Source organism: Novosphingobium sp. BAM6, assembly GCF_057784955.1.
Map to the genome: position 1 here is coordinate 1 of NZ_JBYNTR010000003.1, position 16,849 is coordinate 16,849.

The following is a 16,849-nucleotide window of genomic DNA, read 5'->3' on the forward strand; positions in this document are numbered from 1 at the left end:
ACCGGTTCATCCGCGAATACAACGCCGACAACCCCAAGCCTTTCATCTGGAAGGCTAATCCGGACGACATTATCGCCGCTCGAAATCGCGGGTTCCAAACGTTGGAGTCAATCCACTAGCCTGTCTTTAGCCTCTCTTTGCCCCTTTCTATCCTGTTTCAGCCTCGAACTCGCGGAACGGGGCTCGCAGTCCGACGTTTCCGTTGAAAACCCGCAGAAAACGGAGGGTTCTCATGCCACGCGGAGACAAGTCGAGCTATACCGACAAGCAGAAGCGCAAGGCGGCGCATATCGCGGACAGCTATGAAGCGCACGGCGTTGCGCACGAAGAGGCAGAAGCGCGAGCCTGGGCGACCGTGAACAAGGATTCAGGCGGCGGCAACAAATCCGGCTCAGGGCGCGGCCATCCCGAAAGTCATGCCTCCGCCCGGCGTGGCGGTCAGCGCAGCGGCGCCACCCAGAGCCATGCAAGTCGTTCGCAAGCCGCGAAAAAAGGCTGGGAAACGCGTCGAAAGCACGCAAACTGATAAGCGGTTAAAGGGTGGTCATAAGGCGGGCCAGCACAGCCTCGATCTCGCTCTGGGGAAGGGCATTTTCGGGATCGCGCAACAGTATGGCGCGCATCACTCCGGCAAAGGCATGGGCCCGGACGAAAGCCTCAGCCTCGCTGATCTGCGGAACCGGCAGATCGGGGTGCGCGAGCATCGCGATTACCTGCTCGACCAGCGGCGAAGCGCCTGATGTTTTCGATGCAAGGGAATGTTCTATAATGATTTTATGAACGCGGCGACGCTCACCGTAGCTGGCTGTCACGGCGCGGATGATCCGTAGCGCTCTTGCTTCCGGTTGCTGCGGCGCCGGGTCGGACAGCGCGCCCATGACCCGCTTACCCAGTGCTTCCCGCTCGCGTTCGGCCAGGGCATCGAGCACCGCGCCCTTGTCCGGAAAATACTGGTAGAGCGTACCGATGCTCACCCCCGCCTTGCGCGCGATGGCATTGGTGGTCAGCGTTCCCGTACCCCCGTCGTCGAGCAGGAGCATCGCGGCCTCCAATATGAGTTCGACCTTGCTGCGGGCACGTTCCTGCTTTGGGACGCGCTTTTTACCATGCTGATTAATCGGCATTTTCCCCAGTTGCATTGCTCTCTTCGAACGCGAGTTTCATAATGTGAGTATTACTCATATATTTGCATCTGTCGAGCGCGACCGGATCGGGAGCGCATGGGACGGCACGGACGGAAAGGATTTGAGCATGGTCATGACAACGGCAGCGTCATCGTTCGATTTGCGCCCCCGCAAGGACTGGGGAAGTGCTTTTGCCGCCGTTCGCAAGCTCATGCGCGATGCCAACGATACCGCGCAGGTTTTCCGCATCATGCGTGCGCTCAACGCCGGGACGGCGAAGAAAGGGTACGAGCGACTGTTGCAAACCGAAAATGGGGGCATCATTGCTTATCAGCGTGTAGAACTGGCCGAGCGCTTCGCCGATCCGGCCTTCCGGACCAGCTTCGTGCCGGGAAGTTTGGGCGCGGCCTATGCCGACTTTCTGCGGGAAACCGGCTATTCCGCGCAAGGGCTGGCCGATATCAGCAGACAGGACGATGCTGGACGCGACGCCATGCATCCCTACGCCTGGTTCGGCAGACGAACCCGTGATGTCCATGATATCTGGCACATCCTGACTGGTTATCGAGCCGATGAACCCGCCGGAGAAGCCTGCCTCGTTGCCTTCTCCTACGCCCAGACCGGCGGGCTGGGCTGGGCCGTGATCGCGCTTGCCAGCGCGCTCAAGGCTGCCCGCACGCCCGGCGGTAGGCCTGCGGTTCGCGCGATCTGGGAAGGCTATCGCCATGGCAAACGAGCCGTCTGGCTGCTGGGCGAAGATTACGAGGCGCTGCTTGCCGAGCCGCTGGAGGCAGTGCGTGATCGCCTCGGCATCCGGCCCGCGAACGCCTATAAAGCTTTCAGAGCAGGCCCGACATTAGCCTGTTGAACTGTTTACCGGGATAATCTCACGCATTTAAATGGATAAAGACACAGGGCATTTCGAGAGGGCAATAATTTCGTCCTCTCTTGAAAGGAGTTATCCATGCGTGTCTTTCTGACCGGCGCGACCGGCTTCATCGGTTCGCGCATCGTTCCCGAACTGATTGCTGCAGGGCACGAGGTGATTGGCCTGACGCGTTCCGACACCGGCGAGGTGCAACTGCGCGAAGCCGGGGCCACTCCCCATCGCGGTACGCTGGAACAACCCGAAACCGTTGCAGCCGGGGCCGCCATGGCCGATGCCGTCATCCACACTGCCTTCGATCATGACTTTTCCCGGTTTGTCGAGAACTGCCAGAAGGACGCAGCCGTCATCCATGCCATGGGCAATGTGCTGGCAGGAACGGACAAGCCGCTTATTATCACCTCGGGCACCGGCATGGGGGGGACAAAACCGGGCCAACCCTCACGCGAGGACGTGGTGGACTGGGACCATCCCAATCCGCGCTCTGCCTCGGAGCGGGCCGGAATGGAACTGGCCGACAAGGGCGTTTCGGTGGCAGTCGTGCGCTTGCCGCAAGTCCACGATACCGAGAGACAGGGGCTGATCTCGCCGCTGCTGGCGATCGCCGTCGACAAGGGCGTGTCCGGTTACGTCGGTGAGGGGGCGAACCGCTGGCCAGCCGCGCCTGTCGCTGATGTGGCCAAGCTCTATCGCCTTGCGCTGGAACATCATCAGGCAGGCGCGCGCTGGCACGCCGTTGCAGAGGAGGGTGTCAGCGCCAAAGCCATCGCCGAAGTGCTGGCCGAGGGGCTGGAAATTCCTGCCGTTTCGATCGCCGCCGAGGACGCCCCGGCACACTTTGGATGGATGGGCATGTTTGCGGGCCTCGACATGCCGGCCTCCAGTGTCTGGACTCGCGATGTGCTGGGCTGGCGGCCTTCCGGCCCCGATCTGCTCACCGATCTTCGCGCGATGGACTATGTCCGCTGGCGGGAGGCGGCACGCGTCTGACCGCTGGAAAGACGGTTGCACAGCCCGCGACCGCGAGGTCGAGGGCCGTGTGCCGGGGGTTTTGAGCTGTTTCAGGCCGTAATCGTGTGCAGTGCGGCGACGAGGTGATCGATTTCCCCGATCCGTGTGAACACGGCGGGGGTAACGCGCACGCAGGCGCCGTTGGCCACCCATCGCGATGGACCGTGAAGATGCCGAAGCGGTCGAGCGATTGCTTTGCGAGTGCCTGCCTGTCGGCAATCGAGATCTTGCCACGCAGGCGAAATGAAGTGATCGCGCAAGTGAGGCGCGGGTCGTGTAGTCGCGTGAGGGTTTCTTGCAGAAGATCTTCTGCTTCTTCGCGCGATCGGCACACAGACGCGCAGCAGCGCGGAAGCAGACCTCATTCAGTAAGATTTCTTCCGCGAACCGGCGATCTATCGGACGAATGAGGGACACGGTGCGGCCCGGTTGTTCAAGGATCGATGCTGGCCGCTAAATTGCGAGCGTTGCGGCTCCGTGGCTCTGGCGTGAATTGGCAGGTGATGCGGAAAAATGGGGCGGTTTTCCCATGCGTCATACCTGCGTCATGCGTGTGCTCTTCGGAAGCAGATCCAGACCTCTTGCCCGCCGCTTCAGGAGTATCGTCATGTCGAACATCCCTTGCACGTTGCTTTGGCGCGGCGCGCTCGCTGCGCTACTGCTGGGTGGCGTGGGCTCGACAGAGCCCGCCAGGGCAGGGGAACCGCAAGGCACATCGTCATGTGATCTTGTAGCGCAGGATGCCACCGCTGCAGGCGAAGGGTGTGGCCGGCTGTGGATGGACCATAATCTGAAGATGAACGACGTGATGACCGTCGGTACGCACAACAGCTACAAGCAGGCGATCCCGTCTGCCGACTATGCGATTTTCGCCAAACTCGCCCCCAAAACCGCACAGGAACTGGATTATGCTCACAAGTCGCTGACCGCTCAGTTGAATGCCGGAGCCCGCCAGTTAGAGATCGATGTGGTCTATGATCCCCAAGGCGGACGCTATGCCCACCCGATGATCGCGCAGCGCACCGGCACGTCCCTCGATCCGGAGTGGACAAGACTGATGACCCAGCCGGGGTTCAAGGTGCTCCATGTCCCGGATCTCGACTTCCGTTCCAGCTGTATGACCTTCAAGCGCTGCCTTGGCGAGCTCAAGGTGTGGTCGAAGGCGCATCCGGACCATGCTCCCGTTATGATCCTAGTCAATGCAAAGGATGGGGCCGCGGTGCCTGGCGGGGTGTCGTTGCTTCCCTTCGATGCAAAGGCATTCGATGCCTTCGACGCCGAGATCCGCAGCGAACTGCCAGCCTCGATGCTCGTTACGCCTGATGATGTGCAGGGGCGATACCCCACATTGCGGGCCGCCGTCATGGCAGACAATTGGCCGACACTCGGCAAGGCGCGAGGCCGTTTTTATTTCGTGCTGGATGAACACGAAGCCAAGGTCGCGATGTATCGGGGGGATAGAAAGTCGCTGGAAGGCCGGGTGGCCTTCGTCAATACCGACGAGACTTCTTCTGCTGCCGCATATCTGACTCTCAATAATCCGATCACCGATGCCGCTCGTATCGTTGCCGACGTCAAGATGGGTTTCATTGTCCGGACGCGTGCCGATGACAGCACCTGGGAGGCCCGCAGCGATGATGTGGTGCGCCGCTCGATATCGCTGGCCAGCGGCGCGCAAGCGGTGTCGACCGACTATATGTGGCCGGACCCGCGTTTTGCCGGCAGGTATTCTGTGCGCTTGGCAGACCATGCCGCGGCGCTGTGCAATCGCCTGCGCACGGGCAATCGTTGTGCCGGCCTGCCGGTGGAAACGGTGAGCGTTGCGGATGCCGCTGCCGCCGAATTGGCACCTCTGATTTCACCATCTCCACGTTGAAAGATGGATTGTCGTGCTATCGTCACGGCAAGGAAAGATCATTGCCTCGGGCGCGCAATGGAAATTTCATCCCCGGCTCGTAAGCCCGGAGTGGGCCATGGGTATGGGGGAAAGATCGTGAAATCAGAGTTCTACATCGTTGCCTTGATGAGTTGTACAGCCTTGGCTGGGTTGCCTGACGTGGCGCAGGCCGAGGTCGGCAGAACAGCTGTGACAGGCGATGTGGACGATGCGTCGACTGATCCGGGCAAAACGGCCGATCAGGATGCGAATACGATCGTCGTCACTACCCAGAAAATCGCCCAGCGAGCCATCGATGTTCCGCTGACTCTTTCGGTGGAAAATGGCGAGCGAATGCAGGCGCTTGGCATTACCGATATTGGCCAGCTTTCGGCGTTTGTCCCGGGCCTCAACGTACAGATCCAGAGCGCGAACAATCCGGGTTTCGTGATCCGCGGCATCACCTCTGACAGTGGTTCGTCACAAGAGTCTCCGCGAGTTACCGTATACTACAACGGCGTAGATATCTCCCGTTCGCGCGGCGCCTATCAGGGGCTTTACGATATGGATCGCGTGGAAGTGGTGAAAGGGCCGCAGGCGACCCTGTTCGGCACGGCCTCGACTATCGGTGCCATCAGCCTGGTTTCTGCCAAGCCTAAGCCCGGAACATCTGCGGAAATGACCGCCGGTTACGGCAACTACAACGCGTGGAAAGTGCAGGGCTATGTGAATGCCGGCAACGATGTGATCGCTGCGCGCCTGGCCGGGCAGTGGCTCAAGCGCGATGGCTATGTGAAGAATCTGGCTCCGGATCAGGACGACCTTTACGGCCAGAACCAGTTCGGCCTGCGCGGTTCTTTGCGATACACGCCCAGCAGTGACCTGACCGTCGATCTGGTTTTGACGTATGATCGCCAGCGAAACAGCGGCACACCATTCCTCAGCAAATCGCTTGGCTCCACTTCCATCGACGGCATCTATGGAGCGGCTGATCTGGGTGGCTCACCGACATCGGCCGAGGATCTCGGGCTGAACAAGCTGGGGCTGCACCGACACGTATGGGATGGCAACCTGACGTTGAACTGGAGCCTCGGCGGCGGATGGACCTTTACTACGGTCAATGGCTATCGCCGCTTCAATGCGCTTGAGGTTTTCGACGCCGATGGCTCTGCCGCGCCCTATCTGGAATTCGCCGAGCACGCGAAGGGTTGGGAAGCCAGTCATGAGGGACGTTTTTCCTATTCCAGTGCGCATTTGCGGGCCTCGCTGGGTTGGAATTATTTTATCGATGACAGTTACCAGAAGGTGCCGTTTTCGACAGAAGAAGGCACTTTCTATGCCTGCAGCGTAATTGGTGCTTCCGCTTGCGTCGCGCCGGACAATACGGTGATCGGCACGGCCTATACCGCAGCACTGACAGGTGGATTGCTGACATCTCTGCCATACGCCGGTTATTACGAGAACAAGGGACGCAATCAGAGCTTCTCCGTGTTCGGGGACGCGACCTGGATCGCCACGCCTAAGCTGGAACTGATTGCAGGCGTTCGCGTGCTCTACGAAAAGCGCCGCTCCGGCTATATTGCCGACATCCCGAATTCGACCCTTTATCTTCTGCAGGGCATCGAGGCTCCGTTGATACCAGGCCTCTACGACACCGATGGCGAGACGTATTATGCTCAGCGCTCCTATTGGGCTGCGCTTCCGCGTTTCAATGCACTGTATCGCCTGAGCGACGATGTAAACCTCTACGCGACGATTTCGGAGGGCCGTCGCTCGCCTGTCGTCGATCTGACCGCAGGAACCGATGGCACCTCCAGCATCCCTGTGCTTTCGATCGTTCCTGCCGAAAAGGTGTGGAATTATGAAGTCGGAATCAAGGCACGCGCGGGCATATTCTCTGGTTCGCTGGGGCTGTATTATGATGATTACAGCAACTTTCAGGTCAGTATTTTCGATGCTGAAAGTGGCGCAACCGTTACGAAAAGCGCGGGTTCAGCAAAAAACCTGGGTGTCGAAGGCGAATTGGAAGCGCAGATCAAGCCGTGGCTGAAAGCCTTTGGCAACTTCGGCTACATCTCGGGCGGGATCGACAATGATGCGAGTAACGGGGTCTATGCAGGCGACCGCTTCCGGCTGCAGCCCAAATGGCAATGGTCGGCAGGCTTGCTGCTCGATGCGCCGCTCAACCAGCAGGTAAATCTGTTTATCACCCCGACAATTACATATCGCTCCAAGATCTACTTCGAGATGCCCAATAGTGCGGCAATCAGTCAGGATCCTGTAACTTTGATCAACTTACGCGCTGGTCTTCGTTTTGGCGGCGGTCGTTTCGAAGTTGCAGGATGGGCCAAGAACCTTACCGATAAACGGTACCTCCTTGATGCAGGCAATACCGGCGGTTCGTTCGGATATCCCACCTTCATCCCGGCTGAGCCGCGCACCTATGGGATCGAATTTACCGCACGCTATTGATTCCCGATACTATAATTCAGGACGACAGGCTCATGACGATCGCTTTGGACCGCCGTCTGCTGTTGCAGGCTGGAACCTTCGGCCTGGCCGCGATGTCGTTGCCGGGTATCGCACAGGCGATGACCGCGCGCGGCTTTACGCATGGTATCGCCAGCGGTGAGCCAACGGGATCGTCGGTGTTGTTGTGGACCCGTTATGTGGGCTCGGGGGAGACGAGACTGCATTGCGAGGTCGCGCGCGACGAGACGTTCACGCAAATCGTAGGGGGCGGCATCGCCGTGGCATCGCCAGAGCATGATAACTGCGCCAAGGTGACGGTCGATGGCCTGGCGCCGAATGCGTGGTATTTCTATCGTTTTGTCGCCCCAAATGGCGCGAAGAGCGAAGTCGGGCGCGCGCGCACCTTGCCGATCGGCGATGTAGAGCGTTTCGGGCTTGGGCTGTTCTCTTGCGCGAATATGCCGTTCGGCTGGTTCAACGCCTATGGCCATGCTGCGGCGCGCGACGACCTTGATCTCATCATCCACGTTGGAGACTATTTCTACGAGTACAAGATCGGTGAATATCCCGAGCACCCCCTGGCGAAGCGCCTTCCAGAGCCAGCCAATGAAACCGTAACGCTGGCGGATTATCGTTTGCGTTATGCCAGTTACCGTCTCGATCCTGATCTTCGCAAGCTGCATGCCCGCTTCCCGATGATCGCCCAGTGGGACGATCACGAGTTCGCCAACGATGCCTGGGCAAACGGGGCAGAGAACCACCAGAGCGAGAGGGAAGGCACCTGGAGCGTGCGCAAGGCCGCAGCCGAGCGGGTCTATCGCGAATGGATGCCGGTGTCCGATGCGCTTTATGACAGCTTTCAGATCGGTTCGCTGGCGACGATCTTCCGGCCGGAAACGCGGGTATCCTCGCGCATGAAGCAGCTCGATTTTGGATCGGCACTGGCTGGGCATATGTCTAGTCCGGAAGAGATCGGCAAGGCGCTGATCGCCTTTCGTGACGGGGCATGGTCGGATCCCTCGCGCACGCTGATGGGCGCCCGGCAGGAAGCCTGGCTCTACAAGGGCTTTGCAGATTCGGTGAAGCAGGGCACGCGCTGGCAGGTTCTGGCGCAGCAGGTAGTGATGGGGTCGGTCAAGGCGCCAGGTGAACTGGCCGGGCTGGGGAGTATGGTGAGCGATCCCAAGGTTGCGCAACAACTGGCCGTTGTCGCTGCAGCGGCCAAGGTCGGCCTGCCGTTCAACATGGATTCCTGGGATGGCTACCCCGCAGCACGAGACCGTCTGTTACGCGCCGCGCGTGAAGCCGAGACCAACCTTATTGTACTCTCTGGTGATAGCCACAATGCCTGGGGCCAGAATTTGAGTGTCGATGGCCGCCCTGTTGGCGTCGAGTTCGCGGGGCATTCTGTGACGTCGCCGGGCTTCGAGGATTACCTGAGCGTAGTGCCGCCCAAGACCATGGCGGCCTCGCTCCGCCGCGCCAATCCGGGGCTGATTTTCAGTGATACTAGCCGTCGCGGTTATGTCTCATTGGATCTGGCACCCGAAGCGGTGACCGGTCGCTTCCATTTCATGTCGACCATCTCCGCGCGCACTCTGGCCGGGGTGGATACTAGCGCGTTTACCGTAAAACACGATGCGAGGGTTCTGATGTCGGCCTGATTGTGGGAATAGTGTGAGGTATTTATTTAATTTAACTGATATTCATTCAGTAATGTATTTATGTAATCAAAATGTAATAAATAATTCTCGGAATTTTCATAAAAAAGTTCTGTCCCCGATCACGTTGCGATCGTCTCTCCCCTCGCGATGGGACGGCCAACGTGATCTGCGCCGTCCGGTTCGCAAACAGGATCGGGGACTTTTTCACAATGTTGACCAAGCGCAGCCTTTGGCTGATTTCGACCGCGCTCGCGATGGGTGCGCAGCCGGCTTTCGCACAGAGTGCTTCAGACGATAGCGGCGCCGGTGCCACGCCCGATGTTTCGGCAGACAGCGCTAGTGCGCCTGCACCGCAGGCAGACGGCATCGCTGCGACAGGCAACGACGGATCGGCCATTGTCGTTACCGGTTTTCGCAGCAGCCTGAAGCTTGCGCGTGACGTCAAGCGCAATGCCACGATCATCCAGGATTCGATCGTTGCCAGCGATATCGCCGCGTTCCCTTCGCTCAATCTGGCCGAAGCGCTCCAGCGCCTGCCGGGTATCGCGATCAATCGTGAAGCGGGCGAGGGGCGCCGCATCAGCCTGCGCGGGCTTGGTCCCGACTTCACCCGCGTGCAGTTGAACGGCATGGAAGTGCTGGGCAACGTCGACAGTCCGCAGGACAGCCGCGGACAGGCCTCGCGCGATCGCGCCTTCGATTTCAACATCTTCGCGGCTGAACTGTTCAACCGGGTGGATGTGAAGAAGTCCTACTCGGCGGACCAGTCCGAAGGCGGTCTTGCCGGTACGGTTGGGCTCTATACGGCGCGTCCGTTCGACTATGCGGGCACCAAGATCGCACTGTCCGGACAGCTTGGTACCAATAGCCTTACCAAGGATGCGCAGCCGCGCGTGACGGCGCTGTTCTCGAAGAACTGGGGCAATTTCGGGTTCCTTGTCTCGGCAGCCTACAGCCATCGTAAGACCCGCGAAACGGGCGTGGATACCTATCGCTGGCGCACCAACAATGCCACCGGCTCGGACATTTCCAGCCTGACGCAGGAAGAGCAGGACAAGATCAATTCCGGCACGCTGCTGTTCGCTCGCGGCAACCGTGAATCGGTATGGGACAGCACGCAGGACCGTTTCGGCCTGACGTCCTCGGTACAGTGGAACCCGTCCGACAGCGTGCACCTGACCCTTGATGGCCTGTACGGCACCTTCAAGAACGACCGTTTCGAAACACACCTCGCCTCGCGCGGCGGCGGCGGTTCGACATGGCTGGGCGGTGGCCAGACTTTTGCGGGCGTGACCTATCCGAACTCGACGATCAACGCGATCCAGTGGAACGACAACAACGAGGTGACGTACCTCGACATGTCGGGCGCGCAGACGGCCACCGAAACGCGCATCCAGCACACCAAGAACACCTTCAAGCAGCTCGTGCTGAGTGGCGATGCGGATATCCTGCCGGGCCTGACTGCCACTTTCCTCGGCGGCATCGAGCGCTCCAGCTACGACATGCCGATGGACGACCATTTCTACCTAGAAGGATACGGCGATGTCGTTTCCGATTACACCGGCGGCACGTATTCGCTCGTCAACACCTACAAGTGGGATACCGGCGATCCGGCAAACTGGCATGCCCACGAGATCGATCTGAACGAGACCTATCAGGATACCGCGTTTGACAATATCCAGGGCTCGCTGAAGTACGATCTTTCGCCGGACGACCACCTGAGCGCCGGTGCGGAATGGCGCCGTTTCGAAAACTCGGGCTACAAGCGCACGTACAACGATGCGCTGCTCAGCCAGTTCAAGGCCGGCACCGTTAGCTCCGACATCAGCGATTACGCGCAGACCTATACCGGCTATTCCGGTCAGGACTGGGTGATCGTGGACTATGGCAAGGCGCTGAAGGATCTGGGCGTCGATCGCGAAAGCTACCTCGCCGGCACCGAAAACAGCATCTATGCGGTGGAAGAGCGCACGGCGGCGGGCTGGGTCCAGTATGAATGGAACCACCAATTGGGGGGTATAGGTTTCCGTGGCAATGTCGGTGGTCGTTATTACCATACCAGCATCGGCTCCACCGGTTTCGGCACGGTATCCGGTGCCGACACGGCGATCTCGGTTTCGTCGAGCTATTCGGGCTTCTTGCCCGCAGCCAACCTTATTTTTGAACTGACGCCGAACCTGCAGGTTCGCGCGGCCGCCGCCCGCAACATCAACCGTCCCTCGCTTTCGGCGCTGGCGGTGAATGGCACGGTTTCGGTAGGCGACAACAACGAGATTTCGGTCTCGGTCGGAAACCCGGACCTGAAGCCCTACAAGTCGACCGACCTCGACCTTTCGGTCGAATATTACTTCGGTAAGGTCGGCTCGATCACCGGTGGTCTGTTCTACAAGACACTGGACGGTTTCATCGCCACGAAGACCGTCAATAACGTGGCGTGGAGCGAGACCGGCCTGTCCACCTCGCTGCTCTCGGGCGTGACGGCGGACACCACAGTCACCAGCTTCTCGCGCCCGATCAATCTGGGCAAGACCGACCTGTGGGGTCTGGAGTTCGCCGCGCAGAGCGATTTCACGTTCCTGCCGGCGCCGTTCGATCACTTCGGCGGCATCGTGAACTTCACGTATGTGGATTCGAAGTACGATTACTCGACCGTCTACACAGGCGGTGCGAACACCACGCTGGAAGGCCTGAGCCACATCAACGCCAACGCGACCCTGTACTATCAGGACGCGAAGTTCGATGCGCGCGTTTCGGCGAACTACCGTTCCAGCTACGTCTACAGCGCTTCGCCGGTCACCAGCACGTTGGGTCTTGATCAGGATCTGTCGGGGTATGCAGCGACCGTCTATGTCGACATGTCGGCACATTACAAGATCCTGCCGCATGTCACGGTTACGCTCGACGGTGTGAACCTGACCAATCAGGCAGAAAAGCAGTACTCGGACAGCACCAAGCGTCTCTACGTCATTACGCGCAGTGGTCGAACCGTCATGGGCGGCGTGCGCTTCGAGTTCTGATAGCGGCTGCCTTCTGCCTGGAGGCGAAGGGGAGGAGAGCGATGTACGCTCTCCTCCCGTGCGACGTTGGAACAGGGGCTGCACCGCGATTTCATGGCAGTCACGCAATCGTCACATGCTCTTGATAGCGCGCCCGCCAAGGGGGCGTTCAGGTGCCAGGGTTCCATCTTGTCCGATCGGTCGCCAACGCTCCTGTGGGGCTGTGGATCGGGTGTGCCTGTGTGGGTTTTGCCACGGCGAGCCCGGCTCTGGCCGAGGCGCGAAAAGGCGCGGAACTAGAGATCGATCCAGGGCCGCTGGTAGATGTGGTGCGCGTCATTTCTCATCAGACCGGTGTACAGATCGTGACCTCCGTAAGCCCGCAGTTGCGAACCCGCGTGCGCCTGCGCGGCCGTGCCGACGCAGAAACGGCGCTGAGACGGATATCACGCGGACTGCCGATACGCGTTGTGCGGCTCGACAGCGGCTTCGTTGTGACCCAGGCGAGCGCTCCACAGGCATATGTACCGACGGCAGCGCGGGAGCCGATGCCTACCGAAGTGCTGGAGGGCCCCATCGTCGTCACCGGCTATCGGCAGAGCCTGCGCGAGGCACTGGCCCGCAAGCGCTCCGCTTCAGGCATTCGCGATGTGACGCGGGCTGAGGACATCGCGGAGTTTCCCGATCGCAACGCTGCCGATGCACTGCAGCGCTTGCCGGGCGTAGCGATCAGTCGCGACAATGGCGAAGGACGGCAGGTTTCGCTGCGCGGTCTTGGCCCGCTGTTTACGCGTACCACACTCAACGGAATCGAAACTCTGGCGACGACGGCCTCGGGTTTTGACAGCCGTGGTTCCGCGAGCCGACAGCGCCGCTTCGACTATTCGATTTTCGATGCCGGGCTGTTTTCGCAGGTGGACGTCGTAAAGACCTGGGAGGCGAACCGGGACGCGGGCGGTGTCGGCGGAACGGTGGCGCTGCAAACGCTGCGTCCGTTCGATCAGCCGGGGAATGTCACACTGGTTTCGTTGCAGGAGCGGGCAGGCGCCAACTCGCTGGGCGCTTTGCCACAGGTGACGGCGGAAATCTCGCGGCGCAGTGCCGAATGGGGCGTGCTGCTTGCAGGTTCCTGGAGCCGCAACCGGGTGACAGAATACGGCTATCGTAACTGGGACTGGATGCCGGTGACTTTTGGTGCGGCCAACATCGGTGCCGATGTCTCTGACGACCTGCGCGGGCGGTTAACCGGGGCTTCCGGCGATCCTCTGTATATGGCGCGGGCGCAGACATACTCCACCTGGACCAACCGGTTCGAGCGCCTGAATATTGTCGCCTCAGTCGAGCACAAGGCGGACAACGGGTTCGCCTTTACGCTCGATGGTGTGCATGCGCGACTTTCCAACGCCCGTAACGAATATTCGCTGGCTGCTGCCGGTACGAACGGCCTGACGGGCGACGTCACCGGCACGCAAGTGATCGAGGCGCTGACCGTTTCCGGAAATACGATCACCGGTGCCCGCATGTCTGGCGTCGATATGCGGACCGAGCACAAGGTTACGCGCGACCATACGAACTACAACGAAGTGGTTGCGGCAATGACGCTGCCACTAGGGGCGCGAGCCCGGATCGTGGCGCGGGCCGGCTATTCGATCTCGGACTTCGAGGAGCCTGTCGCCGATAAAGTGTTCCTTGAATCCGTTGGACAGGAAATGAGTTATTCCGCAACGGGTTCGGCGCCTCGCAACAGCTACGGCTTTGACACGGCTGATCCGTCGAACTGGGCTCTCATGCGGGCCGATACGCGCGAGGATTCCATCGTTAACCGCAATTTGACCGCAAAGGTCGAACTGGTCCGCGATCTGGGGAAGCAATTGACGCTGCGCGCTGGCGCAATCTATCGCCGCTTTGCCAACGATGGCTGGGAACGCCGGGTCCAGATCGATTACGCAGATACCGATAAGGCATCGCTGGGCATTGCAGATGTGTTCTCGGGACGGACTTACACACCTTATGTCGTAGGCGACGTCGATGCCACATTCGCTGCCACCAGCCAGAACCGGGATTTGACATCAGCCGACGACATGCCCGGAACCGACTATCGCATTCGCGAAAATACCTATGTCGGTTTTGCGCTGTTAGGCTGGACTGGTGCTCTGGGCGATCGCCCTTTGACCGTGCGGCTGGGCCTTCAGTATCAGCGCACCGCCATCGTCTCGACGGGCACTGCGAGCGATTCCCTCAGTCTGTTCGACGTTTCCAATCACACCCGGCATGCGACATGGTTGCCCTCGTTCGATGGACGATGGGACATGTGGCATGATCTCGTCTTGCGCCTTGCCGCGAGCCGGAACGTGAACATGCCCGATGTCGGCGATCTTCGGGCTGCCGCAACGATCGATTCCACACCGTTCGGCGGCACGATTACCACGGGCAATCCCAAACTTCGGCCATTTACCTCGGATGCGCTGGATCTGGCGGTCGAGCGCTATTTCGGGCGCGACGGTTACATATCGCTGGGTGTGTTCTTCAAGCGGCTAGATTCCTTCATTACTTCAGAAACGCAAGTGATGCGCTATGACGATACCGGGTATCCGCTGGCGTTTCTCTATGCTGGCCTCACTGGCAGCACGATCTATAACGTTGTCCGCCCAATCAATGGGTCGGGCGCGACGATTGTCGGCGTTGAGGCCGCCTTCCAGCATGATCTGCACTTTCTCCCTGCGCCGCTGGATCGGTTCGGCGTGCAGGCAAACCTGACTTACGCTGATGGTTCCACCGATGTCATTTATGATAGCAAAGCGATCGAGTTGCCGCTGGTCGATCTTTCGCGTTGGTCGGGCAATGCGACGCTCTACTACAGCGCTCAGCGCTGGGATGCGCGGCTGGCAGCCGCATATCGCGGGGTCTACCGTGTCGACGTTGGCGACAACGGCAATATCGGTGACTGGATCAAGGCCAGCGTGACGCTTGATTTCGCGGCGCATGCCAGCGTCGGCCCCGGCCTTCAGATGATGGTCGAACTACGCAACATCACCGATACCCCCGTCGTTCAGTACACCGACCGTTACGCGAAACGGCTGCTGGTCGATACGCGTAGCGGACGCACCGTTGCGGCAGGCCTGCGGTACAGGTTCTGATCGCTATGGGCTTTTCTTTTCCCAAATACCGGCCTGCTGTCCCCGAAACCTTTACCGTTTCCTCTCCGGTTGGGGCAGGTCGCGCAGCGGTTCAGATCGTGGCATCCCTTGGTCGGCTGCGGGGTTATGTCCGTCGCCGATCACGGGATGTACAGGAGGCGGAGGACATTGTGCAGGAGACACTTGCCAGAGTGATCGCGCAGGAAGAACGGCAAGTTATCGAACAACCGCTGGCATATGCCTTTCGTGTGGCGGATTCGGTCATGATCGCGCAAGCCCGCGAACGATCACGTATCCGACACCGCGAGATGGACGATCATACCGATTTCGCGCCGCTCGATATTCCCTGCACGCTGCCCCTGGCCGACGAAGTGCTGGATTATCGAGAGCGGCTGGTTCGTTTCGAGGCCGCTCTTTCAACATTGACGGAGCAGCGTCGTGCGGTGTTCCGTCAACGCCATCTGGAAGGGCGATCACGGCAGGAAATCGCCGAGACGATGGGAATATCCCTCGAAGCGGTCAAGAAGCACCTCGTGCGCGCCATGGCGGATATGACACGGGCGCTGGGCGATGATCTCGAAGACTATACCAGGGAGCAGATCATAAGCGGCAGGCGTGATGAGGTGAGGGGAGAATCGTCTCATGGATGAACGGATGGATCACGATCGGATCATCGATGAGGCGGCTGACTGGGCGGATCGCATGCACGAACTCGATGGCACCGAGCATGGCGAACTGGCGACCTGGTTGGCGGGCGATCCGCGATGCGGGCCTGCCCTCGACAAGATGCTGCGCTTATTGGGTGATCCGGCGCTGATAGAGGCCCTGGGCGTATATCAGCCTGCGCCAAGCGCGACGCTTGCACCCATGCGGGAAAGCTCGCCACGGCGGCTCGGCACGCCATCGGCGCGAAAGGGGCTGTCGCGCCGCCAGGCGCTCGCGGCGGGGCTGGGAGCCGTGTTGGCAGTGCCGGTCGGATGGGCAGCGCTGCGGGACAGGTCCATAGACAATGCAGATCCATCGCCTGCCGCGCGGCTGCGCTTTGCATCGGCCATCGGTCAGCATCGGAAGGTCAGCCTGCCGGATGGTTCGATGCTGCTGCTCGATGCAGGATCTGAAGCAACGGTCGATTTCTCAGGCCTTACGCGCCGGATTGCACTTGATGAAGGTGCTGCGCGCTTCGATGTCTACCACGATCCTTCACGTCCTTTTGAGGTACACGTCCCCAATGCACGTATAACTGTGCTGGGGACGCGCTTCAGCGTGGAGCGGCTGGCTCATGCTGCCGAACTCAGGGTTTTCGAGGGGGCGGTGCGGTTCGATCCCGAGCACGCGCCCGCTATGACTGTCCATGCGGGGCAATGGGCCCTCCTCGCGGACGAAAAGCTGACGGTGGGGAAGGGCGTGGGGGCTCGGGCGGACTGGCAGGATGATTGGCTTGATGCCCAGCAGATGCCGCTGGGTTTCGCGCTGCAACGGCTTAACCGATATAGCCGGACGCCGATCCGTCTCGATACACCGGAACTCGCAGATGCCCGGTTCAGCGGGCGCTTCCGGCTTGATGATCCCCAAGGTACTTTGACCTTGATAGGCGCTCTGTTCGGTCTCGAAGCGGTCCATCGCGATGGCGTGATCCATCTCGGGAAGGCATAGCGCAGCCGGAAGAAGTCTCGCGCGTTTCCA

The 16,849-nt window shown here is 60.2% G+C and carries 11 protein-coding genes and 1 pseudogene; 11 read left to right on the forward strand and 1 reads right to left on the reverse strand.

Features of this window, described 5'->3' with window-relative positions:
- Positions 1-119, forward strand: a pseudogene (locus AC3EC3_RS12035) (IS630 family transposase); the annotation flags it as partial.
- Between the two features lie 113 nt (positions 120-232).
- Positions 233-526 carry a plasmid stabilization protein gene (locus tag AC3EC3_RS12040; protein ID WP_488489860.1) on the forward strand — a complete coding sequence of 98 codons (294 nt, stop codon included), beginning with the start codon at positions 233-235 and terminating at the stop codon, positions 524-526.
- A 7-nt stretch (positions 527-533) separates the two neighbouring features.
- Here AC3EC3_RS12040 and AC3EC3_RS12045 read toward each other — a convergent pair whose 3' ends face one another.
- Complete coding sequence (locus AC3EC3_RS12045) at positions 534-1,124, reverse strand: TetR/AcrR family transcriptional regulator (protein WP_488489861.1); 591 nt, start codon at positions 1,122-1,124, stop codon at positions 534-536.
- Between the two features lie 133 nt (positions 1,125-1,257).
- Between AC3EC3_RS12045 and AC3EC3_RS12050 the strand changes: the two genes are divergently transcribed.
- The 9 genes from AC3EC3_RS12050 to AC3EC3_RS12090 all read left to right on the forward strand — a co-directional run bounded on the left by AC3EC3_RS12050 (position 1,258) and on the right by AC3EC3_RS12090 (position 16,819).
- Positions 1,258-1,992, forward strand: coding sequence for a Coq4 family protein (locus AC3EC3_RS12050; protein WP_488489862.1), 735 nt, complete (start codon positions 1,258-1,260; stop codon positions 1,990-1,992).
- A gap of 96 nt (positions 1,993-2,088) precedes the next feature.
- A complete protein-coding gene (locus AC3EC3_RS12055) occupies positions 2,089-3,000 on the forward strand; it encodes an SDR family oxidoreductase (protein ID WP_488489863.1) in 912 nt (303 codons plus the stop codon).
- 628 nt (positions 3,001-3,628) lie between these two features.
- Positions 3,629-4,897: a phosphatidylinositol-specific phospholipase C1-like protein gene (locus tag AC3EC3_RS12060; protein ID WP_488489864.1), complete on the forward strand. Its 1,269-nt coding sequence runs from the start codon at positions 3,629-3,631 to the stop codon at positions 4,895-4,897.
- 147 nt (positions 4,898-5,044) lie between these two features.
- Positions 5,045-7,369: a TonB-dependent receptor gene (locus tag AC3EC3_RS12065; RefSeq protein WP_488490066.1), complete on the forward strand. Its 2,325-nt coding sequence runs from the start codon at positions 5,045-5,047 to the stop codon at positions 7,367-7,369.
- 32 nt (positions 7,370-7,401) lie between these two features.
- Entirely contained in the window at positions 7,402-9,033 is a 1,632-nt protein-coding gene (locus tag AC3EC3_RS12070) for an alkaline phosphatase D family protein (protein ID WP_488489865.1), read from the forward strand.
- A 209-nt stretch (positions 9,034-9,242) separates the two neighbouring features.
- Complete coding sequence (locus tag AC3EC3_RS12075; protein ID WP_488489866.1) at positions 9,243-12,050, forward strand: TonB-dependent receptor; 2,808 nt, start codon at positions 9,243-9,245, stop codon at positions 12,048-12,050.
- A 221-nt stretch (positions 12,051-12,271) separates the two neighbouring features.
- Positions 12,272-15,166 (forward strand): TonB-dependent receptor, encoded by a 2,895-nt coding sequence (locus AC3EC3_RS12080; protein ID WP_488489867.1) that lies wholly within the window; start codon positions 12,272-12,274, stop codon positions 15,164-15,166.
- A gap of 98 nt (positions 15,167-15,264) precedes the next feature.
- The gene (locus AC3EC3_RS12085; protein WP_488490067.1) at positions 15,265-15,816 is read left to right on the forward strand and encodes an RNA polymerase sigma factor; all 552 of its coding nucleotides are present in this window, start codon (positions 15,265-15,267) and stop codon (positions 15,814-15,816) included.
- Positions 15,809-16,819 (forward strand): FecR family protein, encoded by a 1,011-nt coding sequence (locus tag AC3EC3_RS12090; RefSeq protein ID WP_488489868.1) that lies wholly within the window; start codon positions 15,809-15,811, stop codon positions 16,817-16,819. The genes AC3EC3_RS12085 and AC3EC3_RS12090 overlap by 8 nt, the downstream gene beginning before the upstream one ends.
- Positions 16,820-16,849: the final 30 nt, after the last annotated feature.